This is a genomic window from Yersinia sp. FDAARGOS_228, from assembly GCF_002073315.2.
GTDB classification, from domain to species: domain Bacteria; phylum Pseudomonadota; class Gammaproteobacteria; order Enterobacterales; family Enterobacteriaceae; genus Yersinia; species Yersinia intermedia.
Genome location: NZ_CP020409.2, coordinates 851,524 through 877,536, shown reverse-complemented (window position 1 = coordinate 877,536; position 26,013 = coordinate 851,524). Strand labels below are relative to the sequence as shown.

The following is a 26,013-nucleotide window of genomic DNA, read 5'->3' as shown; positions in this document are numbered from 1 at the left end:
GGCTAGTGACTTACCTTGCCCCACAACAGAGACTCGGTTTCTGTAAAACCAAAACGTATATTCATGCATTGCACAGCCTGAGCTGCCGCACCTTTCAGTAGGTTATCTTCAGTGGCGACAATAATTAAATGTTCGCCTTGCACTGAGAAACCGATATCGCAGAAAGGCAAACCAACCACTGCTTTCAACGCGGGAACACCGTGCTGATACAACCGCACCAGCGGTTTATCCTGATAAGCATGGTGATACGCGTCAGCAATATCTTGCGCCGTCACACCCGCGTTCAGGCGGCAGGTAATGGTCGCCAGAATACCGCGGGCGAAATTACCCAAGTGGGGGGTAAAAATAACGGGTGTGCCAAGGTGAGCTACAATTTCTGGGTGATGACGATGATTGAACAAGCCGTATGGCTGCAAACTGACTTCACAGAAACTGTTGCCGATACTGGCCTTACGCCCTGCGCCGCTGACGCCACTGACTGCATTAATCACCGGCCACTGTGCTTCATTCAATAATTTATTATCAACCAACGGCTTAAGCGCTAATTGTGATGCGGTTGGATAGCAGCCAGGAACGGCGATCAACTGTGCCTGCTTAATCTCTTCTGCCTGCCATTCAGCTAGCCCATAAACGGCTTTATCCAGCCAATCGGGATGTTTATGTTCAAAACCATAATACTGGCGGTAAAACGCCGCATCTTTCACCCGAAACGCACCGGAGAGATCGAATACGACACAACCGGCAGCTAAAAATTGTGGCGCTAAATCATGACTGACCTCATGGGCGGTGGCGAGGAACACAACATCAACCCCTTTTGCCGCCTGAGCCACATCCACCAAGGGTTGCAGCGGGAGATCAATAATGCCTTTTAGCTGCGGATGCAGGTCAGAAAGTAATTTTCCTGCATCTGCACTTTGCGCTGAAACCGTTAAACCGGTTATGTTCATATGTGGGTGACGACTCAGGTAAGCCGTAAGCTCGGCTCCGGCATAACCACTGGCACCAACAATTAGCGTATTCAACATGGGTTCAGTTCACCTTACCCTTCGTACTTGACGTTGCAGCAGTGCTCATTACTCACTTGCTGCCTACCTGCAACGCCAAGTACTTTGGGTACAAAAATGTAATTCGGTATAAAGACATAAGTAGTCAAAACCGGTATTTGGGTTTTCAGCAAGGTTTTGCTGTTCCCCTCGTGATTGAGCGTTGACATTTTCGTAAATTTAAGGGTGTTTTTCGGTTCCCTTACGCTCAAGCTTAATGTATTTTTATTCATAATTACTGCATGAATATTGATACTATCCTAACCAAAGGCTGTCAACAGTGAAGATGAAATTACCTCCATTTATTGAGCTGTATCGGGCGTTAATCGCGACGCCATCGATCAGCGCAACCGATAGCGCTCTCGATCAAAGTAATGAGGCGTTAATCAACTTGTTGGCCGGATGGTTTGCAGACTTGGGTTTTCGCGTCGAGATCCAACCCGTGCCCGATACACGCCACAAATTTAATCTGCTTGCCTCTATTGGTGAAAAAAACATCGGAAAAGGCAATGGTGGATTATTGCTGGCGGGCCATACCGATACGGTGCCTTTTGATGAAGGGCGTTGGACCCGTGACCCGTTCACCCTGACCGAACATGACAATAAGTTGTATGGTTTAGGTACCGCCGACATGAAAGGCTTTTTTGCTTTTATTCTGGATGCGGTGCGCGATATCGATGCCAGCAAACTGAGCAAGCCACTGTATATTCTGGCGACCGCCGATGAAGAAACTACCATGGCGGGCGCGCGCTATTTTGCCGCCTCCAGCCAGTTGCGCCCAGACTTTGCCATTATCGGTGAGCCAACCTCGCTGCAACCGGTGCGGGCGCACAAAGGGCATATTTCCAATGCTATTCGTATTACCGGCCAGTCCGGGCACTCTAGCGATCCGGCTCGTGGGGTTAATGCCATTGATTTAATGCATGAATCTATCACTGAATTGATGAAGCTGCGCACCAGGTTGCAAGAGCGTTATCACAATCCGGCGTTTACCATTCCGTATCCCACCATGAATTTTGGTCATATTAACGGCGGTGATGCGGCAAACCGTATCTGTGCTTGCTGTGAATTGCATATGGATATCCGCCCGTTGCCAGGCCTGACATTAAGTGATCTGAACGGGTTGATGACCGAAGCGCTGGCTCCGGTAAGTCAACGCTGGCCGGGCCGTTTGAGCATTGACGAACTGCATCCGCCGATCCCAGGCTATGAATGCCCAACCGATCACCATATGGTAGGGGTTATTGAGAAATTATTGGGTGAGCGTACTGCGGTGGTGAACTACTGCACCGAAGCGCCGTTTATCCAGCAAGTGTGCCCAACCTTGGTGCTGGGACCCGGCTCGATCGATCAGGCCCATCAGCCAGATGAATTTATCGATGTGGCCTTTATCGAGCCAACCCGCGAGCTGATTGGTCAGTTGGTTGACCATTTCTGCCAGCAGTAATTACCTCTTATGGGGTAGGCGATCAATTTTGCCTATTAGGAAGACTGATAACCTGACCTTGGTAATTAAATTTCAGCAATATCCCTAAAATTGATGTTTTTTTGCTAAAAATAGTGTCAATTGGAGTATGGAATTGAACGTGGCGAGTGGAATTGTCCATCTCGGCCTTTTGGGTGAAATTAATTTACAAAAAGAAACCATAAAAGTTTATACCCAAAGTCATTGGCGTTGCAGGTAGGCAGCAAGTGAAAGACAAATCGGTTGATGACCGATTTGAACAGCATTTATGCTAGCCCGCAGGGTGAGCCTCTTTGAGGCTCATTAATCCCGATGAGCTGACACCAGTCAGTGATTCGGGTGAGTGAACGCAGCTAACAACCCTGCGGCGTCAATGGCGAAGGGGATATGGGTCAGGGGTCATATGAACGAACAATATTCCGCAATGCGAAGTAACGTCAGTATGCTCGGTACGCTACTCGGGGACACCATCAAAGAAGCGCTTGGTGAACACATCCTTGAAAAAGTAGAAACCATCCGTAAATTATCCAAATCTTCGCGTGCTGGTAATGAAGCAAGCCGTCAGGAACTGCTGACCACGCTGCAAAATCTGTCCAACGACGAGCTGCTGCCAGTAGCCCGTGCTTTTAGCCAATTCCTCAATCTGACGAATACGGCAGAGCAATATCACAGTATTTCACCACACGGTGAAGCCGCAAGTAACCCAGAAGCGCTGGCTCAGCTTTTCACGCGCTTAAAAGATAAAAAGCTGAGCGAGAAAGATATGCGCAGCGCGGTTGATGAGTTATCCATTGAGTTGGTGTTAACCGCTCATCCAACCGAAATCACCCGCCGCACCCTGATCCATAAACTGGTGGAAGTGAATACCTGCCTGAGCCAGTTGGATCACAATGACTTAGCCGATTACGAACGCAACAAGATCATGCGTCGTTTGCGCCAGTTAGTCGCACAATCATGGCATACTGACGAAATTCGTAAAATACGCCCTTCCCCAGTCGATGAAGCCAAATGGGGCTTTGCCGTGGTTGAAAACAGCCTGTGGGAAGGTGTGCCCGCATTTCTGCGTGAGTTTAACGAGCAGTTACAAAACTCGCTCGATTACCGCTTGCCAGTAGAAGCCGTGCCAATCCGCTTTACCTCTTGGATGGGCGGTGACCGTGACGGTAACCCGAACGTGACCGCCGAAATTACCCGCCATGTGCTGTTACTCAGCCGTTGGAAAGCCACCGATCTGTTCCTGCGCGATATTCAGGTGCTGGTGTCAGAGCTTTCGATGTCGGAATGCACCCCGGAACTGCGTGAACTGGCCGGTGGCGAAGAGGTGGTCGAACCTTACCGCGAATTAATGAAACGCGTCCGTACCCAGTTGACCAATACTCAGGCTTATCTGGAAGGCCGTTTGAAAGGTGAGCGTGTCTTGCCGCCGACTGATTTGCTGGTCAGTAATGACCAACTGTGGGATCCGCTTTACGCCTGTTATCAGTCTCTGAAAGCCTGTGGTATGGAGATCATTGCTAACGGCCAACTGCTGGATACCCTGCGCCGTGTGCGCTGCTTCGGTGTGCCATTGGTGCGTATCGATGTGCGCCAGGAAAGTACCCGCCACACCAATGCCATTGCTGAACTGACTCGTTATCTGGGCCTTGGCGATTATGAAAGCTGGTCTGAGGCGGACAAACAAGCCTTCCTGGTGCGCGAACTGAACTCCAAGCGCCCACTGGTTCCGCTAAAATGGGAACCGAGCGCTGATACACAAGAAGTGCTGGAAACGTGCCGGGTGATTGCTGAAGCACCGCAAGGCTCCATCGCCGCTTACGTTATCTCCATGGCTAAAGTGCCATCAGACGTGCTGGCAGTGCATTTGCTGCTGAAAGAAGCGGGTTGCCCTTTCACTCTGCCCGTTGCGCCATTGTTCGAAACCCTTGATGACCTGAACAATGCCGATGAAGTAATGACCCAGTTGCTAAATATCGACTGGTATCGCGGCCTGATCCAAGGCAAGCAAATGGTAATGATTGGCTATTCCGACTCAGCAAAAGATGCTGGCGTGATGGCTGCATCCTGGGCGCAATATCGGGCGCAAGATGCATTGATCAAAACCTGCGAGAAAGCCGGTATCTCCCTGACCTTGTTCCACGGTCGTGGCGGTTCTATCGGACGTGGCGGTGCCCCTGCACATGCAGCCCTGCTCTCTCAGCCTCCGGGTAGCTTAAAAGGTGGCTTGCGCGTCACGGAACAAGGCGAGATGATCCGCTTTAAATTCGGTCTGCCGGAAGTCACTATTAGCAGCCTGGCACTCTATGCTGGTGCGATTCTGGAAGCTAATTTACTGCCACCACCGGAACCGAAGGAAGAGTGGATTGAGGTGATGGATCTGCTGTCGGACGCATCCTGTGATATGTATCGCGGCTATGTGCGTGAAAACCCTGAGTTTGTCCCTTACTTCCGCGCGGCTACGCCAGAGCTGGAATTAGGCAAATTGCCATTGGGTTCACGCCCAGCCAAACGCCGCGCGGACGGCGGAGTGGAGAGTCTGCGCGCCATTCCGTGGATTTTCGCCTGGACACAAAACCGCCTGATGCTACCAGCCTGGCTGGGTGCGGGTGCCGGTTTGCAAAAAGCGATCGATGCCGGGAAGAAAGAAGCATTAGCCACGATGTGTCGTGACTGGCCATTCTTCTCTACCCGTATCGGGATGCTGGAAATGGTGTTCGCCAAAGCTGATTTGTGGCTGGCAGAGTATTATGACCAACGTTTGGTGGATAAATCACTGTGGCCATTGGGTCAGCAATTACGCGACCAGCTAGCAGCGGATATTAAAGTGGTGCTGGCTATCGCCAACGATGATCACTTAATGGCTGATTTGCCGTGGATTGCAGAGTCAATCGCATTGCGTAATGTGTATACCGACCCACTGAACGTGCTGCAAGCTGAGCTGTTGCACCGTTCGCGCCAGCATGAGCACCCAGATGCCCGTGTTGAGCAGGCGTTGATGGTGACGATTGCCGGTGTTGCTGCGGGGATGCGCAATACAGGTTAGCCATTGATTTTGGGGGAAGCGATTCCCCTGATTATCTTTTGTTTGCTTGATGATTATGATGAAAAGGGGCCAGCGCCCCTTTAACAACTTACGGTCTCACCCCAAGGGTATGGCAAATCGCATAACTCAACTCTGCCCGATTCAAGGTATAGAAATGGAAATCCTTTACCCCTTCACGGCTTAAAATCTTCACCATATCCATCGCCACTGAAGCACCCACCATTTTGCGCGTCTCAGGGTCGTCATCCAGCCCTTCGAAAATACTGCTCATCCAGTGTGGTACCCGCACGTTGGTCATAGTGGCAAAGCGCTGAAGCTGTTTAAAGTTGGATACCGGTAAAATGCCCGGTACGATTTCAACGTCAATGCCGGTGGCCACACAGCGATCGCGGAAACGCAGATAACTCTCAACATCAAAGAAGAACTGGGTAATCGCCCGGTTAGCGCCTGCATCAATCTTGCGCTTAAGGTTGATCAGATCAGCCTGCGCGCTTTTGGCTTCAGGATGAACTTCTGGATAAGCCGCAACCGAGATATCAAAATCCCCTACGTCTTTCAGCAAGGTCACCAAATCAGATGCGTACATTTCTGGCTTACCACTATTCGGTGGCAAATCCCCTCGCAGAGCAACAATGTGGCGGATACCGCTGTTCCAGTAATCGGTGGCAATATCACGTAACTGAGTCGGTGAAGCATCAATGCAGGTCAGATGCGGTGCAGCTTCAAGGCCAGTGCGCTCTTTTATCCCTTTAATGATGCTATGAGTACGATCGCGCTCGCCGGAGTTCGCGCCATAAGTGACCGAAACAAACTTGGGTTTCAGGGTGCTCAGACGGTCGATTGAGTTCCACAAAGTCTCTTCCATCTCGCTGGTACGCGGCGGGAAAAACTCAAAAGAAACATTAATCTGACCCTGCAATTCTGCCAGACTTTGATTCAGCGCTTCCCGCTGGTTGGCGTGGAAAAAACTCATACCCTGTCACTCCATTGTCGTTATAACGACTTATGTTATTTGTTACCGCTCATTATGAGCGTCTATACGTTTAGACGGCTAAATAGAAAATGACGGAAGTTGGCTAAAGAGTCAACTTTTAAATAAGTTTAGGACGATGATTAATCTTCACACGCAATACGCGGAAAATTCATGTAGACCTTTAACCCCTGAAGTTACGAGGGTTCGCCACGTTCGCTTACTCTCTGCCAGCAATAGGCGTTATTGGGGAGCGGTGTTAAAGAGGGAATGGGTTAAAGAGGTAATTTCGCCTCCTCCGCTTAAGCAGAAGAGGCGAATTAATGCAAATTACAGCAATTGAGACAGACGGTTTAAATCAGACTGAATGGCACCGGCAGTAACATCACGCCCGGCACCTGGGCCACGAATAACCAGTGGGTTATCGCGATACCAACGGCTCTCAATGGCAAAGACGTTATCGCACGGCAGCAACGAGGCCAGCGGATGGTCAGCACGTACCGCTTCAACGCCCACACGAGCCTTACCATTAGCATCAAAGCGTGCCACGTAACGTAACACCAACCCCATCTCATTTGCGGCTTCTAAGCGCTGGATCATTTGCTGATTCAATGCTTCGCCATTTTCAAAGAACTGATCCACGGAACCCACATCAGCACCAGCCGGAACCAGTGATTCTACCCGTACCTGATTGGGTTCAATGTCATAACCTGCTTCACGGGCCAAAATCACCAGTTTACGCATCACATCCTGGCCGGAAAGATCCACCCGCGGGTCTGGCTCGGTCAAACCTTGTTGCCAGGCTTGATCGACTAACTCGGTAAAGGGCACCGTACCGTCAAATTGCAGGAATAACCACGACAACGTGCCAGAGAAGATACCGCTGATCGCCAGAATACTGTCGCCGCTATCACGCAGGTCACGCACCGTGTGGTTAACCGGTAACCCCGCCCCCACCGTGGCGTTATATAGCCAGTGGCGGCCTGTTTTGGCAAAAGCATCGCGAATTTGGCGATAGTTATTGCTGCTGGATGCACCAGCCAATTTGTTCGCACTGATCACGTGGAAACCGTAGCTGGCAAAATCCAGATATTGCTCTGCCAGCGATTCACTGGCGGTCACATCCAGCACCACCAAATCATCAAACGGGTGTGCTCGCATCCATAAGAACAGCGATTCCTCATCCTGCTCTTTGGCTTCGTCATCATAAAATGCCAAGGTCCGACTGGCATCCAGCCCATCGTAACTTAACAGGCTGCGGCGGCTATCCACCACACCTGCCAGCACAAACTCAAAACCACTGCGCGCCGAGATATTCTTTTGCTCGCGGGCGAACAGTTCCAGCCAGCGAGCGCCAATATTACCTTTGCCAAACAGCATCAGACCAATACGTTTTTCTGCGCGGAACAGTGACTGGTGCAAGCCCTGAATCAAGTGTTCGGTCGGCCCAAGGCGCAAAACCGCCACCATACTGATCCCATCTTCTGCCTGCCAGATGAACTCAACCGGCTGATCTTTTAGCTGTTGGTAGAAACGATGGCTGTGCAGTGGGTTTTTGCACACCCCCGCACCCACCAGTGCAACCAAGGCCAGCCCTTCGCGCAGGGATAATTTCCCAGGCAGCGTGGCATCTTCCAGCACTCTTAGTGCACTGTTAACCACTTCGGAGGTATAGCAGAGTTGCAACAGATTGCGGTCAGGGTGAATACCGGTAGCTAGCGGTTTGATTTGCGCACGTTTAAGCAGCAAATCGATCTCTTTTTGAGCCAGCGAAAAATCGTGATGACTGGCAATCTGCAATTCGATCAGGCAGACGTCATCATGGCTGGTGACAATTTTTGCCCCCGACCCTGACGCCAATACACGCTCGATACGGGTTGAACCTTGCTCTGGCTGATAGCTACAACGCAGTTGTAAATCGATATCACTGCCTGAAACTGGCTGTAGCGTGCGGGTATGCAGTACTGGTGCCGCCAGACGTGCCAGTTCACTGGCTTCATCCAACCGCAATAACGGTAACAGGCAAGCATCTTTTACTTTGCGCGGGTCAGCACTGTATACCCCAGCAACATCACTCCAGATGGTCACGCGCTCGACACCCGCCAGCGCCCCAACTTGTGTCGCCGAGTAGTCACTGCCGTTACGCCCCAGCAGCACGGTTTCACCGGAATTACTGCGCGAGATAAACCCTGTGACCACCAAACGCTGATGCGGATGCTGGGCCATTAATTGTTGCAACAACGGGTAAGAGCGGCCTTCATCGATTTGTGGTTGCGCCGCACGCTCTGCACGCAGGAAACTGCGGGCATCCAGCCAGGTGGCGTTCATATCCAGCTTGTTCAAGACCGCCGCCATCAAGCGGGCAGACCAAATCTCGCCATGGCCCACGACTTCGGCATAAATTGCATCATCTACTTTGCTATCCAGCAGACCAGCCAGGCGCTCTAAATCACGGATAAACTCACTGATCAGCGGCTCGGCCACTTCTGGCGGCAATAAGCCACTGATCAGATCATGTTGATAACGACGTAAATTCTGTTGCACCTGATGAGCAGAGAGACGATCACTTTGGCTCAGTTTCAACCAGCTAATCAGTTGGTTGGTGGTACTACCTGCCGCAGACACCACCATCAGATCACCGGGATGACTGTAATTGGCCATAATATTGGCCACCCGCAGGTAACACTTCACATCCGCAAGGCTACTACCACCAAACTTATGCAGTTGACGGCCGGTCACCGCCGCTGCTACCGCTGTTGCATTCATGCTTACCTCGTTCCCGCCAACTGGAAAGCATTTTCCAAATCGGCAATCAAATCTTCGCTGTCTTCAATACCCACGGAAATACGCAACAAGCTGTCAGTAATACCTGCGGCAATGCGTGCTTCAGGTGCCATACCGGCATGGGTCATGGTCGCGGCATGGGAAATCAGGCTTTCTACACCGCCCAAAGACTCCGCCAGAGTAAATAACTCAAGAGCAGAGAGGAAGCGGCGCAGTCGCTGTTCATCGCCATCAAACTCAAAACTGAGCATCGCACCAAAACCAGACTGCTGACGGCAGGCAATTTCGTGGCCGGGATGTTGTGGCAGAGAAGGATGATACAGCTTTTTCACTAAAGGCTGCTGCTGTAAATAACGGACAATGTCATCTGCGTTACGTTGCTGTTGAGCCATACGTGGCGATAATGTGCGCAAACCGCGTAATAACAGGTAGCTATCAAATGCCGCACCGGTCACACCGATATTATTCGCCCACCATGCCAGCTCAACCACCAGTTCAGGATCTTTGGCAATTACCGCACCCGCGACCACATCAGAGTGACCATTCAGGTATTTGGTACAGGAGTGAACCACCAGATCCGCCCCTAAAGAGAGTGGCTGCTGCAAGGCTGGACTAAGGAAAGTGTTATCACAAACAGTGAGAGCACCTGCCGCGTGTGCCGCCTTGCAGATAGCCGCAATGTCTACCACCCGTAGCAGCGGATTACTTGGGGTTTCAATCAATATAAGCTTGGGTTTTTCAGCCAAGGCTCGGCTCAGTGCCGCTTCATCACCCTGATCGACAAACAGCACCCGATAGGCACCACGCTTGCTCAGGCTATCGAATAAACGGTAACTGCCGCCGTAACAATCATGTGGGGCAACCAATAAGTCACCCGGTTTTAGAAATGTAGTGCAAACTAAATGAATCGCCGACATCCCGCTGCTGGTCATGACTGCACCCGCGCCACCTTCCAGTTCCGCCAGTGCACGCTGTACTACATCGCGTGTCGGATTACCGCGACGTGAATAGTCGTGAGTCCGTGGCTGATTAAAATCGAGAAAATTATAGGTACTGGAGAGATGAATCGGGGGGACAACGCAGCCGTATTGCTCGTCATCGTTCAACCCGCTACGGACTGCTATTGTTGCCTGTTTACGCGTCATATGGATTTCCACCAGCCGGTTATCGAGAAAATGTTACGCCAGATTAGACGCACAAATTACGGACGTCAATACATCTGGACATCTAAACTTCTTTGCGTATAGATTGAGCAATGGAATAATAACCGCTAAAATTGTAGAGGCTTTAACTATCTTAATGATGTCAGTGAGTTTTCGGTGGTGTTTTGTTTAACCGCAAAGACCGTATCGAAAGGTAACGGCTATCAATAAGTAGCAAAATGATTAAATGGGTGATGTTGCTCTAGTAAAATCGACATTTATTTAGTGAGAACAGCGGAGATCGGGCATAATTAGCCGGTTTTCAGAATTTTGTATTTTTCCGACAAATTTAAGGTGTCCCATGGCTGAGTGGAACGGCGAGTATGTCAGCCCTTACGCTGAACACGGCAAGAAAAGCGAACAGGTCAAAAAAATTACGGTATCCATTCCGCTGAAGGTATTGAAAATCCTCACCGATGAACGGACCCGTCGCCAGGTGAATAACCTGCGCCACGCCACCAACAGTGAATTGTTGTGTGAGGCTTTTTTGCATGCATTTACTGGTCAGCCGCTGCCGAATGACGAAGACCTGCGGAAAGAACGCAGCGATGAAATCCCGGAAGCCGCAAAAATTTTAATGCGTGAATTGGGTGTTGACCCCGATACCTGGGAATACTGATCCCCAACTACCACTCGGTTCATTAGTCATAGTGAACCTGAAATGTAGAAATGAAAAAGGCACCCGAAGGTGCCTTTTTCATCTGACGGGCAATAATTACTTCTTAGCACCCGGCACGCTGAAACGCTTGTTGAAGCGGTCAACACGGCCACCGGTAGCAACATCACGCTGCTTGCCAGTGTAGAACGGGTGGCATTCGCCGCACACGTCCAGATTCAGGTCATGACCAACAGTAGAGTTGATCTTAATAACGTTACCGCAAGAGCAAGAAGCAGTAACTAAATCGTATTTAGGGTGGATACCTTGTTTCATGGAAAACCTCTATATTTAGGCCGTGTCGCTATCCAGCCCTGTTCCGCCAGACACCACACGATTGATAAATAACAATTTGATTGTTAACGAACAGCCGCTGATAAACTAAGCAACGGTTGTTAACAGGATTTGATATCGAATTATATCAAAGGCGGCGAATCATACAGAATTTGACCAAACCGCGCAATCGAATCCGCACATTGTGAAGCACTCAGTGTAAACTGTTCAATCTTTATTTATACCCGTCATACTTCAAGTTGCATGTGCGTTGGCTGTGCTCAATAACCCGAATCACTTACTCATGTAAGCTCATCGGGCTTTTCTCGCTTGCCGCCTTCCTGCAACTCGAATTATTTAGGGTATAGGCCAATTGTACTTATTTAGACCAATTTTAGTTATCAGGATGAAAACACATGTCCGTTGTTCAAGTGGCATTACCCGTACCACTGGCCCGTAGCTTTGATTACCGTTTAGACAGCGCCATGGCCTGCCCGGTGGTCGGTGCTCGCGTCAGTGTGCCATTTGGTAAACGCAAAGCCATCGGAATTGTGGTGGGTATCAGTGATACCAGCGCCTTCCCCCTTGAACAGCTTAAAGCCATTGATGACGTTCTGGATGACCGCAGCTTATTTCCACCTAGCCTGTGGCGCATTCTCTGCTGGGCCACCGAGTATTATCACTACCCGATAGGTGAAGTGCTATTCCATGCCCTGCCGATTCTGTTACGCCAAGGGAAGCCTGCGCAATCAGCACCATTGTGGCAGTGGTTCGCAACCGAACAAGGGCGAGCCACGCCGCCGGAAAGCTTAAAACGCGCGCCGAAGCAGCAACAGGCGCTGGCCGCATTATTACAAAAACCGGTCTATCGCCATCAAGTTAATGAAATGGCACTCACCGAAAGCGCATTGCAGGCATTACGCAGTAAAGGGTTAATTGATCTGCGGGCGCAGGAAGTTGCGACCACCGATTGGCGCAACGGTTTCGCCGTTCTGGGTGAGCGCTTGCGGCTGAATACCGAGCAGGCAACCGCCGTTGGGGCGATTCGCAGTGAAGACACTCAGTTTGCTGCCTGGCTGCTGGCTGGGGTGACCGGCTCAGGTAAAACGGAAGTTTATCTGAGCGTGCTGGAAAATATTCTGGCACAAGGCCGTCAGGCGTTAGTTTTAGTCCCTGAGATAGGCCTGACGCCGCAAACTATCGCCCGTTTTCGCGAACGGTTTAACGCCCCCGTTGAGGTGCTCCATTCAGGTTTAAATGACAGCGAGCGGTTGTCCGTTTGGCTGCGAGCACGTAACGGCGAAGCCGCCATTGTTATTGGTACCCGCTCGGCACTGTTTACACCGTTTTCCCGCCTTGGGGTTATTATTATCGATGAAGAACACGACAGTTCCTATAAGCAGCAAGAGGGCTGGCGTTATCATGCCAGAGATTTAGCGGTATTCCGCGCCCGTGAAGAAGGCATTCCGATCGTGATGGGTACCGCGACCCCGGCGCTAGAGACCCTGCACAATGTGCAAATGAGTAAATATCGCCAGTTAACGCTGTCTAAACGGGCGGGGAACGCCAAACCCGCCGTACAGCATTTGCTCGATTTAAAAGGCTTGCCGCTTAAAGTTGGCCTCTCTCAGCCACTGCTAAAACGGATGAAAACCCATTTGCAGGCCGATAATCAGGTGATTTTGTTCCTGAACCGCCGTGGCTATGCCCCTGCCCTGCTGTGCCATGAGTGTGGCTGGATTGCTGAATGCCAGCGCTGTGACCACTATTACACCTTGCATCAAAATCACCGTCAGTTGCGCTGCCACCACTGCGACAGCCAGCGCCCGGTGCCTCAGCAATGCCCCAAATGCGGTTCAACTCATCTGGTTTCTGTCGGTGTTGGCACAGAGCAGTTAGAGAACGAACTGGCTCCCCTATTCCCGGATACCCCCATCACTCGAATTGACCGCGATACCACCAGCCGCAAAGGCTCGTTGGAACAACATTTGGCGGATGTCCATCAAGGAGGGGCGCGCATCTTGATTGGCACCCAGATGCTGGCTAAAGGGCATCACTTCCCTGATGTTACGCTCGTGGCCTTACTGGATGTCGATGGCGCACTATTCTCGGCGGATTTCCGCTCAGCAGAACGGTTCGCACAGCTTTATACACAAGTTTCAGGCCGGGCCGGGCGCGCGGGCAAGCAGGGGGAAGTTATTTTACAAACGCACCACCCCGAACACCCACTGCTGCAAATTTTGCTGCAACAGGGCTACGATGCGTTTGCCAAACAAGCGCTGGCGGAACGTAAAAGCGTATTTTTACCGCCTTATACCAGCCATATCATCGTGCGCAGTGAAGATCACGATAACCAGCAATCCGCGCTGTTCCTGCAACAGTTACGTAATTTGCTGGAAGCCAGCCCACTCAAAGATGATGCGCTGTGGATTATGGGGCCAGTGCCCGCATTGCAGGCTAAACGCAGTGGGCGCTTCCGTTGGCAATTGCTGTTACAGCACCCGTCACGGCAATTGCTACAACGGCTGATTAAAACCTCTCAGCCGCTAATCAATACATTGCCGCAGGCCCGTAAAGTGAAGTGGACGCTAGATGTCGATCCAATAGACAGTTAATTTCCCTTAATGCTTAAGGCTCGCTACGGGCAGGCATAAGTGCTATTCAAATCGGTTCCCGACTGATTTGCCACTTGCTTGCTGTCTGGCTGTAACGCCGATGACTTTGGGTAATATCCTTTTATTTAGGTAATTTATTGTTTGATCTGTGCCACAAGGCAATCGATTACCCCGCTTTCTGCGAGCCAGTGCGAAAAAACCTACTTATGTCACACTTTTTATGCAAATTAGGTAACAAATTACCCTCACTATCTGTATAGAATGACGGAAAGCCTGCATTAAGCATCAGTGCTGGCTCGGAGCCAGAGCAAGGAGAAAGGCGTTGGAACATAAGAAAGAATTCACGATGGCTACCATGAAAGACGTTGCCGAAATGGCGGGTGTTTCAACTGCGACGGTGTCACGCGCACTGATGAACCCGGAAAAGGTTTCAACAGTAACCCGGCAAAAAGTGGAACAAGCTGTTCTGGCGGTGGGTTATTCTCCTCATGCTTTGTCTCGTAATATTAAACGGAATGAATCGCGCACAATTCTGGTTATTGTACCGGATATCAGTGACCCGTTTTTTGCTGATATCATTCAAGGGATTGAGTACGCGGCAGCCCAGCAAGGTTATCTGATATTGATTGGCGATTGCGCACAACAAACCCAGCAAGAGCGTAGCTTTGTTAATCTGATAATTACCAAGCAAATTGATGGCATGTTGTTGCTAGGTTCCAATCTGCCTTTTGATGCCAGCAAAGAAGAGCAGCGTAATTTGCCACCGATGGTGATGGCGAACGAGTTTGCACCTGAACTGGAACTGCCGACGGTACATATCGATAACCTGACCGCCGCCTATGAAGCAGTTAATTATCTGCATGAATTGGGGCACCAGCGCATTGCCTGTGTTGCCGGGCCAGAGAGTTTGCCGCTGAGCCACTATCGGCTACAGGGTTATATTCAGGCACTACGTCGTAATGGTATCGCCGTCGACAGTGACTATATTATGCGCGGGGACTTTAGCTATGAAGCGGGCGCAGAAACCTTTGCGGTGCTGATGGCATTGCCTCATCCCCCAACAGCAATATTTTGTCACAATGATGTGATGGCGATAGGGGCGATGTGGCAGGCAAAGAGAATGGGGCTAAACATCCCGCAGGATGTCTCGCTGGTAGGCTTTGACGACCTGAAGTTGTCACAGTATTGTGATCCCCCATTGACCACCGTGGCTCAACCGCGTTATCAAATTGGCCAGCAAGCCATGTTACTATTACTTGAACAGCTACAAGGGCATTCAGTACAAAGTGGCTCCCGCTTGTTAGACACCGAGTTAATTGTCAGGGAAAGTACTGCTGCGCCTAAACGCTAGGCAAATATTCAGGGGTTCAGTAACATGACGGACTTATTCCATCATCAAGACGCAGCGAAACGATAGTGGCACAAAGAGATTATGTAAGCCGAGGGCGCGCAGGAGCGCGGCGCAAAAGCACCAGCCGGAAAAAACGCAGTGCTCCAGCAATATCTAAAACCGTGGTGGCGCTGGCCGTCGCGCTATTAGTGGTATTTGTTGGTGGCCTCTATTTCATCACCCACAATAAGCCGGGTGAGCTTCCGTTATTACCCAGCCATGATCCTCGTACCGGCAATGGGTTACCGCCCAAACCGGAAGAGCGCTGGCGCTATATTAAAGAGCTGGAAAATCGCCAGATTGGCGTACCGACACCAACAGAGCCTTCTGCCGGTGGTGAGGTTAATTCCCAGACACAACTGACGAATGAGCAGCGCCAACTGCTTGAGCAGATGCAGGCAGATATGCGCCAGCAACCAACACAGTTGTCAGAGGTACCGTATAACCAAGGGATGCCGGTGCCACGCTCTGCTGTGACCATCAAACCACCGGTCACGCCCCTGCAACAGCAGCCATTAACGCCGCCGCGCCAGACCACCGCACCGGTACAGCAACAAACGCAGGTACAATCACCTGTGGCAACACCACAGCGTGCACCACAAGTGGCGGCTCAGGTAACACCGGCAGTTACGCAGCCAAAACCGGAAAAAGAGAAAGAGAAAGAAAAAGAGAAGGCACAACGTTGGATGGTGCAGTGTGGTTCATTCAAAGCCATCGATCAGGCCGAATCTATCCGCGCCCAATTGGCATTTGGCGGGATCGAAAGCCGCATTACCAGCGGTGGCGGTTGGAATCGAGTGGTTCTTGGCCCTTACAGTACCAAGGCAGCCGCTGATACTACCTTGCAACGTTTGAAAGGCGCTGGTCAATCAGGATGCATTCCCCTCGCTGTTGGGGGTTGAAAAGTCGTAATCCTCCCCCATTTATAATCTCAATATACCCCGTGCTGTTTTTTGACAGGCAGTACGGGGACTCATTCAGTCTGCAACGAGGGTCCGCTCGTGACAACAATTGTAAGTGTACGTCGTAATGGTCATGTCGTTATTGGTGGTGATGGCCAGGTCACTCTGGGTAATACCGTAATGAAGGGTAATGCCAAAAAAGTACGCCGGCTTTATAACAATAAAGTTATTGCGGGCTTTGCGGGCGGTACTGCTGATGCCTTCACGCTGTTTGAGCTGTTTGAGCGCAAACTGGAGATGCATCAAGGCCACCTGACTAAAGCGGCTGTTGAGTTAGCCAAAGACTGGCGTACTGATCGTATGTTACGCAAGCTTGAAGCACTACTGGCTGTTGCGGATGAAACAGCATCACTCATCATTACCGGCAACGGCGATGTGGTTCAACCAGAAGATGATCTGATTGCTATCGGTTCCGGTGGGCCTTATGCCCAATCTGCTGCGCGCGCGCTGTTAGACAATACTGAATTAAGTGCCAAAGATATCGTTGAGAAATCTCTGAGCATTGCGGGGGATATCTGTATCTATACCAACCGCTTCCAAACCATCGAAGAATTAACGTATAAAGCGTAAGGATAGAGTGACATGTCTGAAATGACCCCACGCGAAATCGTCAGCGAACTTGATAGCTATATCATCGGCCAGGATAAAGCTAAACGTGCGGTGGCAATTGCCCTGCGTAACCGCTGGCGTCGTATGCAGCTCAATGAAGAGTTGCGCCACGAAGTTACCCCTAAAAACATTCTGATGATCGGCCCAACGGGTGTGGGTAAAACTGAAATTGCCCGCCGCCTGGCAAAATTGGCCAATGCGCCATTTATCAAAGTTGAAGCGACTAAGTTCACCGAAGTGGGCTATGTTGGTAAGGAAGTGGATTCTATTATCCGCGATCTGACCGATGCGGCTGTGAAAATGGTGCGTCATCAATCAATTGAGAAAATGCGTTACCGGGCTGAAGAATTAGCCGAAGAACGCATTTTGGACGTGTTGATTCCACCGGCCAAGAATAACTGGGGCCAGCCGGATGAAACACAAGAACCATCCGCCACCCGTCAGGCTTTCCGCAAGAAATTGCGTGAAGGGCAACTGGACGACAAAGAGATTGAAATCGATTTGGCTGCTTCGCCGATGGGGGTTGAAATTATGGCACCTCCTGGCATGGAAGAGATGACTAACCAGTTACAGTCTATGTTCCAGAACATCGCCGGCCAAAAACAAAAACCGCGTAAAGTCAAAATCAAAGACGCATTCAAACTGCTGATTGAGGAAGAAGGCGCAAAACTGGTCAATCCAGAAGAGCTGAAACAGCAGGCGATTGATGCTGTTGAGCAACACGGGATCGTGTTTATCGATGAGATCGATAAAATCTGTAAACGCGGCCAAACGTCAGGCCCGGATGTGTCCCGTGAAGGGGTGCAGCGTGACTTGCTGCCATTGGTAGAAGGTTGCACCGTATCAACTAAACACGGCATGGTAAAAACTGACCATATCTTGTTTATTGCTTCCGGCGCATTCCAGGTGTCCAGCCCGTCAGATCTTATCCCGGAATTGCAAGGTCGCTTGCCAATCCGCGTTGAACTGCAGGCGCTAACCACCGATGATTTCGAGCGTATTCTGACTGAGCCAAGTGCCTCGTTAACCGAGCAGTACAAAGCGCTGATGGCAACGGAAGGTGTTACCGTTGCGTTTACCCCTGAAGGTATTCGCAAAATTGCTGAGGCAGCATGGCAGGTTAACGAGCGTACCGAAAATATCGGTGCACGCCGTTTGCATACCGTACTGGAGCGTTTGATGGAAGATATCTCCTATGACGCTAGCGAAAGTAATGGTCAATCCATCACTATTGATGCTGAATATGTTGGTAAGCATCTTGATGAACTGGTCGCAGACGAAGATCTGAGTCGTTTTATCCTATAATTCGCTTTATAGGCTTATGCTGGATAAAATGGTCCGCCAGGACAATATCGAGTGGGAGGCATCGCCTCCCACTGTTGTTTTATTTTTTGACAGACATAATGCGTTTAACACGCCGATGTGGGCGGACCAGACTCCTAATATAATAAAATGAAGCGAAACATGAGCCTATCAACCAACACCAGCCAGACCCAGGCTTGGCTGGAAAGCCTGCGACCACGAACCCTGCCGCTGGCCTTTGCCTCTATCGTTACCGGTTCAGCCCTTGCTGTCTGGCTCGATAGCTTTAAACCTGCCGTAGCACTCCTCGCCTTATTAACTGCCGGCCTGCTACAAATTCTATCTAATCTGGCTAATGATTACGGTGATGCCATCAAGGGCAGTGATACTGAAGAGCGTATCGGGCCATTGCGCGGGATGCAAAAAGGGATGATTACCCGCCAGCAGATGAAAGTGGCGCTGATTATCACCGTTATTCTGACGATTGTTTCCGGTATCGCGCTCATCGCCGTCGCCTGTGAAAAACCCAGCGATGTTTTAGGCTTTTTATTACTTGGGTTAATGGCAATTATGGCAGCCATTACCTATACCGTCGGTAGCAAACCCTACGGTTATATGGGGCTGGGTGATATTTCAGTATTGGTCTTCTTCGGTTGGCTGAGTGTCGCGGGGACTTACTACCTTCAGGCTGGGCACTTTGACACTATCGTGATGTTACCCGCCACGGCCTGCGGTTTGCTGGCAACGGCCGTTTTGAATATTAATAATTTGCGCGATATTGAAAACGACGCAGCTAATGGCAAAAATACCTTAGCAGTGCGTTTGGGGCCAGTAGTCGCACGTTATTATCATGCGGCATTAATCGCGGCAGCAATTTTGTGTCTGGCATTATTCACACTTCAGAATTTACATAGCTGGGCCGGTTGGATCTTTATTCTGGCCGTTCCGTTACTGGTCAAACATGCACTGTTTGTACTGCGTGAGCCTACCGCTGCGGGTATGCGCCCAATGCTTGAGCATATGGTTAAAGCCGCACTGCTGACCAACGTTCTGTTTGCTGTCGGTTTGGTATTCAGTTAATCCCCGCCGTTTGTTATTCAAACCCTATCCGGGCCATGCGCCATAAAGGTCAGCCCGGATAAATTTAACAATTGATGATTTTGCCAACAGTAGCCAGAAAGAGATATACTTAATCTCCCAGCCGCAACCAGACGTTAATCCTATGAAATATGATACTTCCGAACTCTGTGACATCTATCATGAAGAGGTAAATGTGGTAGAACCACTGTTCTCCAATTTTGGTGGGCGCACTTCATTTGGTGGCAAGATTACTACTGTAAAATGTTTCGAAGATAATGGCTTGTTGTTCGACCAGCTTGAAGAAAATGGTCTAGGCCGTGTTCTGGTCGTTGATGGCGGTGGCTCAGTGCGCCGTGCATTAATCGATGCTGAGCTAGCCGAATTGGCATTGAAAAACGAGTGGGAAGGCATTGTGGTTTACGGTGCCGTGCGTCAGGTTGACGATCTCGCGGAGTTAGATATCGGTATTCAGGCTATGGCCGCCATTCCGGTAGGTGCGGCAGATGAAGGCATTGGTGAGAGCGACATCCGTGTGAATTTTGGCGGTGTAACGTTCTTCTCAGGTGACCATTTGTACGCAGATAACACTGGAATTATCTTGTCAGAAGAGCCGCTGGATATTGAATGACATTCCGCTGATCCTCGCAAAAAAGGGCGATACTGATATCGCCCTTTTTACTACTTAGCATTTGAAGTAGCTACGTGACTCAGGGCCATCAACAACCGATTACAGTTGCGTTAAGCCAGTCAATACTTAGACTTCTTCCATCTTTCCCAACAGTGCCCGCAGGCGATCCTGCCAAACATGCTGCTCTTGCTTTAGCTGCTCATTTTCGCGCACTAAGGCTTCACGGCCACCAGCAGCATCCTGAACTTCTTGGGACAGGGTGTTATTTTTCTCTTTCAGCTCTTCAATTTCCATCTGTAGCAAAGTGATGGTATCAATCGCCTGCTGAACTTTAACTTCCAATTTCTCAAATACTTCAAATGACATTCTTCGGTCCCCTTATGGTAGCAAGGCGTACATCTTTTGGTCGCAGTCATCATTCTTAGCCGACGTCGCCGTATTAACTAAGTAACCGTATCTACAGAGCTAACACTCGGCAGATGAAACTGCTGTGAATACTTATCGCGCTATATATCCATTAAACTAATGTAACAAGCGCTATGTTCTAACGCGTTCCTCCGCAAAGGCAACGCAGCTTAATAAAAACGATGCTCTTGATAAACCGATTGTATGTAGCCAGCCCCCCCCTGTCTAGCGCCATACCGGTACAAACCACACTCTGTAGCAATTTCGTGTCAGTAACTATCAGCAAAAACCGAAAAACCGCTATTACCCATTCTGTAATGTTATACATGCCTTTAACAACTGGTTGTGAAACCGCTGGTCTGGTCACACTTTCAAAGTCCCTTAACAGCCGTGAATAACGCGAAATCGCTCATTTTTATGACGCACCACACACATTTTGATTTCGCTATTTCTCGTTTGTGCTCGTTAACGATAAATTTACATCACTCCCTTCGCTGTTCGAAGGGCAAAAATAAGAAAACCCTATAAATCTCTGTCTGTAGGACATCTATTATGAGCCAAACCGCTAGTTCGACGTTGAAAGGCCAGTGTATCGCTGAATTTCTCGGTACCGGTCTGCTAATCTTTTTTGGTGTAGGCTGCGTTGCTGCATTGAAGTTGGCTGGGGCCAGTTTTGGGCAGTGGGAAATCAGTATCATTTGGGGCCTGGGTGTTGCCATGGCAATCTACTTAACAGCCGCAATCTCAGGTGCACATCTTAATCCGGCCGTAACCATTGCATTGTGGTTATTCGCTTGTTTCGATCGCCGTAAAGTTATCCCTTACATTGTGGCGCAGATTGCCGGCGCATTTTGCGCTGCCGCTTTAGTGTACGGCCTCTATTACAACCTGTTTGTCGATTTAGAACAAACGCAACATATTGTTCGCGGTAGCGCCGAGAGCCTGAATCTGGCCGGAATCTTCTCCACTTACCCGAATCCACATATTTCTGTGTTCCAGGCCTTCCTGGTTGAAACAGTGATTACTGCCATTTTGATGTGCTTGATTCTGGCCCTGACCGATGACGGTAACGGTATTCCACGCGGCCCACTGGCACCTCTACTGATTGGTATCTTGATTGCCGTTATCGGTGCATCCATGGGCCCATTGACTGGGTTTGCATTGAATCCGGCGCGTGACTTTGGTCCAAAGGCATTTGCTTATCTGGCAGGTTGGGGCGAAATTGCCTTCACTGGCGGGCGTGATATTCCTTACTTCCTGGTCCCTATCTTCGGGCCTATCGTTGGTGCATTACTCGGTGCTTTCGGTTATCGCGCCCTGATTGGCCGCCATTTACCGTGCGATGTGTGTGTGGTTGATGATGAAGAAACCACGGTAACGACCACAGAACGTAAAGCATAAATAATAGATACTACCCAATAGATTTACGGCAACTTAAAAGTAGGCTAACTATGACAACTGAAAATACTACTCAAAAAAAATACATTGTCGCGCTTGATCAGGGAACTACCAGTTCCAGAGCCGTGGTGCTGGATCATGATGCCAATATCGTGAGTGTTTCTCAGCGCGAATTCACTCAAATTTACCCGAAAGCCGGTTGGGTTGAGCATGACCCAATGGAAATCTGGGCTACGCAAAGCTCAACACTGGTTGAAGTGTTAGCGAAAGCCGGTATCAGTTCTGATGAAATCGCTGGTATCGGTATTACCAACCAACGTGAAACGACCATTGTTTGGGATAAAGCGACTGGGAAACCAGTGTATAACGCCATTGTTTGGCAATGCCGCCGTACTGCTGATATCTGCGAAAAACTGAAAAAAGAAGGGCTGGAAGAGTACATCCGTTACAACACTGGCTTGGTAGTCGACCCTTACTTCTCCGGCACCAAAGTGAAATGGATCCTTGATAACGTCGAGGGTGCCCGTGAGCGTGCTGAACGCGGTGAGTTACTGTTTGGTACGGTAGATACCTGGCTGGTGTGGAACATGACCCAAGGCCGCGTACACGTTACGGATTACACTAACGCATCACGTACCATGATGTTTAATATCCGCACTAAAGAGTGGGATGAACGCATGCTGAAAGCGCTGAATATTCCGCGCGCTATGCTGCCTGAAGTCCGTCCATCCTCAGAAATTTATGGCCAAACTAACATTGGTGGTAAAGGCGGAACCCGTATTCCTATCGCGGGTATTGCCGGTGATCAGCAAGCGGCCCTGTTCGGCCAGCTTTGTGTACAACCGGGCATGGCGAAAAACACCTACGGAACCGGCTGTTTCCTGTTGATGAATACCGGTACAGAAGCCGTTCAGTCTACCCATGGCCTGCTCACTACGATTGCCTGTGGCCCACGTGGTGAAGTTAACTATGCACTGGAAGGCGCGGTATTTATTGGCGGTGCATCTATCCAGTGGTTGCGCGATGAGCTGAAACTGATTAGCGATGCTACCGACTCCGAATATTTCGCAACTAAAGTGAAAGACAGCAACGGCGTATACGTAGTGCCAGCCTTCACCGGCCTTGGTGCCCCTTATTGGGACCCGTATGCCCGTGGTGCTATCTTTGGTCTGACACGTGGTGTTAATAGCAACCATATTATCCGTGCAACACTTGAATCGATCGCTTACCAGACGCGTGATGTACTGGATGCGATGCAGGCAGATGCCGGGGAACGCCTGAAATCACTGCGTGTGGACGGTGGTGCGGTGGCGAATAACTTCCTGATGCAGTTCCAGGCCGATATTCTGGGTACCCGTGTTGAGCGCCCTGCCGTTCGTGAAAGTACCGCTCTCGGCGCTGCGTTCCTGGCAGGCCTTGCGACTGGCTTCTGGACTGATCTGGATGAAGTGAAGAGCAAAGCAACGATTGAGCGCGAATTCCGTCCGGGGATTGAAACCACCGAACGTGATGTCCGTTACCGTGGCTGGAAGAAAGCTGTGGCGCGTGCTCAGGCATGGGAAGAGCACGAAGAATAACAGCCCGCTTGTTTTACACTGTTGTTTGTAAATCATAGGCGCCATCATCCCTGATGGTGCCTTTTTATTGTGAAAAATCTCATCCAGCCAAAAGACACCCTTACGGCTTTACTTCGCAAAGGTGGTAGAATTCCTGCTTACATTCTTCTTTTATTACCCTAAATAATTCGAGTTGCAGGAAAGCGGCAGGCGAGAAAAGCCACAGGCGCTTACATTAAGCAGGTGACTGGGGTGACAAATCTGCTTGCAGCGGCCTCGGACGGGCCGAGTAACGAGCATAGCCAACGCACATGCAGCTTGACGTATGACGGGGATACAGGTCTAACCATGAAACGTGAACTAGCCATCGAGTTTTCCCGAGTTACTGAAGCCGCCGCGCTGGCAGGCTATAAGTGGCTGGGTCGGGGCGATAAGAATGCCGCTGACGGTGCTGCCGTACATGCCATGCGCATTATGCTCAATCAGGTCGATATTGATGGGCAGATTGTTATCGGTGAGGGTGAAATCGATGAAGCCCCGATGCTGTATATCGGCGAAAACGTGGGGACCGGTCAGGGTGATGCAGTTGATATCGCAGTGGACCCGATTGAAGGCACCCGGATGACAGCCATGGGCCAAGCGAATGCGCTGGCAGTGCTGGCGGTGGGAGATAAAGGTACATTTTTACATGCGCCGGATATGTACATGGAAAAACTGGTGGTGGGGCCAGGAGCCAAAGGGGCTATCGACCTTAACCTACCGCTGGAAGTTAATCTGCGCAATATCGCCATCAAACTCAATAAGCCACTGACCGAGCTAACCGTTATCACACTAGCCAAACCGCGCCATGACGGTATCATCGCTGAAATGCAGCAACTTGGGGTGAAAGTGTTCGCCATTCCAGATGGCGACGTCGCAGCATCCATTTTGACCTGCATGCCAGAAAGCGAAGTCGATGTGATGTACTGCATCGGTGGTGCGCCTGAGGGCGTCATTTCTGCTGCGGTGATCCGTGCATTGGATGGCGATATGCAAGGCCGCTTGTTGCCACGCCATCACGTTAAGGGCGATAACGAAGATAACCGCCGTATTGGTGAACAAGAACTGATGCGTTGCAAAGCCATGGGGATTGAAGCAGGTAACGTGCTGTTATTGGGCGATATGGCCCGTAATGACAATGTAATTTTCTCTGCAACCGGTATTACCAAAGGCGACTTACTGGAAGGGATTTATCGTAAAGGGAACATGGCGACCACCGAGACACTGCTGATCCGGGGCAAATCCCGCACTATCCGCCGCATCCGTTCGACTCATTTCCTCGATCGCAAAGATCCAGCATTACATGAGTTCTTGTTGTAAGCCACCCAATGAACCTTTTCTAGCTCTCTTTTATCAGAGCATAAAACGGGTATCCCATTAAACCGGTACCCGTTTTTATCAACCTCATTAAGCATGATGCTCTTGTGGTTGCATTCGATGAGATAACGGCCACCAGCACAGCAAAATCAAAATTGCCATGGCAAACATCAGCAGCCCCAAACTAAATTGCCCCGTTTGTGGCAGCATAGCGGATAACCAGGTTGCCAATCCTGACCCCACATTCTGCAATCCCCCCACTAACGCACCTGCTGCACCAGCCAGATAAGGGAACGGCTCCATGGCACCCGTGGTAGCCAGCGGGAACAGCATCCCAGCCCCAAAGAAGAACAATGCTGCTGGTATTACCAACGTCCAGATATTCATGATGCCAAACCAACCAGGGATCCACATCATCAACCCAGCCAGCAGGCAACTGATAACCGAATGCCACATCAGGCTGTGAAAGGTTTTACTCTCTCGCCCGGCGTACCATGCACCGAAAAATGCGGCGGGGATCGGCAGAATAAAGAGAATACTGACCATCATACCGCTCAGCCCTAACACTCCCCCCATCAACACACCGGCACTGGCTTCAAATACGGCAATCCCGGCCAAAGCCCCAATCAACATGATTAAATAACAGCTAAAGGCGCGATCAGAGAGTAACAGGCGGAAGCTGGCTAACATTCGCCGCTTTTCAGTTTGCTGTGGCCGAGTTTCTGGTAACCAGCGGAACATACAAAACGCCACCCCACCGCACAGAAATAGCAGGAACGCATAACAAGCGCGCCAGCCAAATAAACTGGCCAACACTCCGCCGATAACCGGTGCCATCAATGGGCTAACTAAAATACCCATATTCAACATACTGTTGGCGTAGCGTAGCGCCGTACCCGCATACAAATCCCGTGGCATGGTACGCGCCATCACACCCGCAACACCCGTCCCCATCCCCTGCAAAGCGCTGGCAGCGACCAACATGGTCAGGCTATCTGCCAGCCAGGCGCCAAGCGCCCCCAACATGAATATCATCATACCGGCCAGAATCACCGGACGACGGCCAACTCGGTCTGATAGCGGGCCATAAATCAATTGTGAAAAACCATAGGTCAACAAATACGCTGCCATCACGCGCTGTACTATACCGGTGCGAACCGATAAATCGCGGGCGATATCTGAGATAACAGGCACATAGATGGTTTGCGCCATCTGACCAACAGCAACCAGTAGAATCAACATAACCAGCAGGTGGAAATTCTCTATTTTTCTCATTGTCT

General features: G+C 50.3%; 20 protein-coding genes. 13 read left to right on the top strand and 7 right to left on the bottom strand.

Going from position 1 to position 26,013, the window contains the following annotated elements; all coding sequences use genetic code 11:
• Nucleotides 1–2: 2 nt before the first annotated feature.
• A complete protein-coding gene (argC, locus tag A6J67_RS03995) occupies nt 3–1,025 on the bottom strand; it encodes an N-acetyl-gamma-glutamyl-phosphate reductase (RefSeq protein ID WP_005192164.1) in 1,023 nt (340 codons plus the stop codon).
• A gap of 304 nt (nt 1,026–1,329) precedes the next feature.
• On the opposite strand from argC, the gene argE reads away from it, so the two are divergent.
• Together argE and ppc are read left to right on the top strand one after the other, a co-directional pair.
• Entirely contained in the window at nt 1,330–2,490 is a 1,161-nt protein-coding gene (gene argE / locus A6J67_RS03985) for an acetylornithine deacetylase (RefSeq protein ID WP_042568905.1), read from the top strand.
• Nucleotides 2,491–2,911: 421 nt separating this feature from the next.
• The gene (gene ppc / locus A6J67_RS03980) at nt 2,912–5,548 is read left to right on the top strand and encodes a phosphoenolpyruvate carboxylase (RefSeq protein ID WP_032907876.1); all 2,637 of its coding nucleotides are present in this window, start codon (nt 2,912–2,914) and stop codon (nt 5,546–5,548) included.
• A gap of 88 nt (nt 5,549–5,636) precedes the next feature.
• Here ppc and metF read toward each other — a convergent pair whose 3' ends face one another.
• The 3 genes from metF to metB all read right to left on the bottom strand — a co-directional run bounded on the left by metF (nt 5,637) and on the right by metB (nt 10,447).
• Nucleotides 5,637–6,521, bottom strand: coding sequence for a methylenetetrahydrofolate reductase (metF, locus tag A6J67_RS03975; protein ID WP_005192191.1), 885 nt, complete (start codon nt 6,519–6,521; stop codon nt 5,637–5,639).
• Between the two features lie 327 nt (nt 6,522–6,848).
• Entirely contained in the window at nt 6,849–9,284 is a 2,436-nt protein-coding gene (locus A6J67_RS03970) for a bifunctional aspartate kinase/homoserine dehydrogenase II (protein ID WP_005192192.1), read from the bottom strand.
• 2 nt (nt 9,285–9,286) lie between these two features.
• Entirely contained in the window at nt 9,287–10,447 is a 1,161-nt protein-coding gene (gene metB / locus A6J67_RS03965) for a cystathionine gamma-synthase (protein ID WP_050297726.1), read from the bottom strand.
• A 358-nt stretch (nt 10,448–10,805) separates the two neighbouring features.
• On the opposite strand from metB, the gene metJ reads away from it, so the two are divergent.
• A complete protein-coding gene (gene metJ / locus A6J67_RS03960; RefSeq protein WP_004392248.1) occupies nt 10,806–11,123 on the top strand; it encodes a met regulon transcriptional regulator MetJ in 318 nt (105 codons plus the stop codon).
• 96 nt (nt 11,124–11,219) lie between these two features.
• Here the strand turns inward: metJ and rpmE are convergent, their stop codons facing one another.
• Nucleotides 11,220–11,435 carry a 50S ribosomal protein L31 gene (rpmE, locus tag A6J67_RS03955; protein WP_005163858.1) on the bottom strand — a complete coding sequence of 72 codons (216 nt, stop codon included), beginning with the start codon at nt 11,433–11,435 and terminating at the stop codon, nt 11,220–11,222.
• Nucleotides 11,436–11,848: 413 nt separating this feature from the next.
• Between rpmE and priA the strand changes: the two genes are divergently transcribed.
• The 7 genes from priA (at nt 11,849) to rraA (ending at nt 20,018) form a co-directional block, all read left to right on the top strand.
• On the top strand, nt 11,849–14,047 hold the full coding sequence (gene priA, locus A6J67_RS03950) for a primosomal protein N' (RefSeq protein ID WP_005190509.1): 2,199 nt from the start codon (nt 11,849–11,851) through the stop codon (nt 14,045–14,047).
• A gap of 322 nt (nt 14,048–14,369) precedes the next feature.
• Nucleotides 14,370–15,398 (top strand): DNA-binding transcriptional regulator CytR, encoded by a 1,029-nt coding sequence (gene cytR, locus A6J67_RS03945; RefSeq protein ID WP_032907512.1) that lies wholly within the window; start codon nt 14,370–14,372, stop codon nt 15,396–15,398.
• A 65-nt stretch (nt 15,399–15,463) separates the two neighbouring features.
• Entirely contained in the window at nt 15,464–16,339 is an 876-nt protein-coding gene (ftsN, locus tag A6J67_RS03940) for a cell division protein FtsN (RefSeq protein ID WP_050089549.1), read from the top strand.
• A gap of 99 nt (nt 16,340–16,438) precedes the next feature.
• Nucleotides 16,439–16,969: an ATP-dependent protease subunit HslV gene (gene hslV, locus A6J67_RS03935; protein ID WP_005190517.1), complete on the top strand. Its 531-nt coding sequence runs from the start codon at nt 16,439–16,441 to the stop codon at nt 16,967–16,969.
• A gap of 12 nt (nt 16,970–16,981) precedes the next feature.
• Complete coding sequence (hslU, locus tag A6J67_RS03930; RefSeq protein ID WP_005190520.1) at nt 16,982–18,313, top strand: HslU--HslV peptidase ATPase subunit; 1,332 nt, start codon at nt 16,982–16,984, stop codon at nt 18,311–18,313.
• A gap of 159 nt (nt 18,314–18,472) precedes the next feature.
• Entirely contained in the window at nt 18,473–19,390 is a 918-nt protein-coding gene (locus A6J67_RS03925) for a 1,4-dihydroxy-2-naphthoate polyprenyltransferase (RefSeq protein ID WP_050087146.1), read from the top strand.
• Nucleotides 19,391–19,532: 142 nt separating this feature from the next.
• A complete protein-coding gene (gene rraA / locus A6J67_RS03920; RefSeq protein WP_005190527.1) occupies nt 19,533–20,018 on the top strand; it encodes a ribonuclease E activity regulator RraA in 486 nt (161 codons plus the stop codon).
• A gap of 126 nt (nt 20,019–20,144) precedes the next feature.
• On the opposite strand, the gene zapB is transcribed toward rraA, so the two are convergent.
• Nucleotides 20,145–20,384, bottom strand: a complete 240-nt coding sequence (gene zapB / locus A6J67_RS03915; RefSeq protein WP_004704796.1) for a septal ring assembly protein ZapB — start codon at nt 20,382–20,384, stop codon at nt 20,145–20,147.
• A gap of 591 nt (nt 20,385–20,975) precedes the next feature.
• On the opposite strand from zapB, the gene A6J67_RS03900 reads away from it, so the two are divergent.
• The 3 genes from A6J67_RS03900 to glpX all read left to right on the top strand — a co-directional run bounded on the left by A6J67_RS03900 (nt 20,976) and on the right by glpX (nt 24,736).
• Nucleotides 20,976–21,824: an MIP/aquaporin family protein gene (locus tag A6J67_RS03900; protein WP_005190531.1), complete on the top strand. Its 849-nt coding sequence runs from the start codon at nt 20,976–20,978 to the stop codon at nt 21,822–21,824.
• A gap of 50 nt (nt 21,825–21,874) precedes the next feature.
• On the top strand, nt 21,875–23,398 hold the full coding sequence (gene glpK, locus A6J67_RS03895; protein ID WP_005190533.1) for a glycerol kinase GlpK: 1,524 nt from the start codon (nt 21,875–21,877) through the stop codon (nt 23,396–23,398).
• Between the two features lie 327 nt (nt 23,399–23,725).
• Nucleotides 23,726–24,736, top strand: a complete 1,011-nt coding sequence (gene glpX / locus A6J67_RS03890) for a class II fructose-bisphosphatase (RefSeq protein ID WP_005190535.1) — start codon at nt 23,726–23,728, stop codon at nt 24,734–24,736.
• Nucleotides 24,737–24,823: 87 nt separating this feature from the next.
• Here glpX and emrD read toward each other — a convergent pair whose 3' ends face one another.
• Nucleotides 24,824–26,008 (bottom strand): multidrug efflux MFS transporter EmrD, encoded by a 1,185-nt coding sequence (gene emrD, locus A6J67_RS03885; protein ID WP_050135038.1) that lies wholly within the window; start codon nt 26,006–26,008, stop codon nt 24,824–24,826.
• Nucleotides 26,009–26,013: the final 5 nt, after the last annotated feature.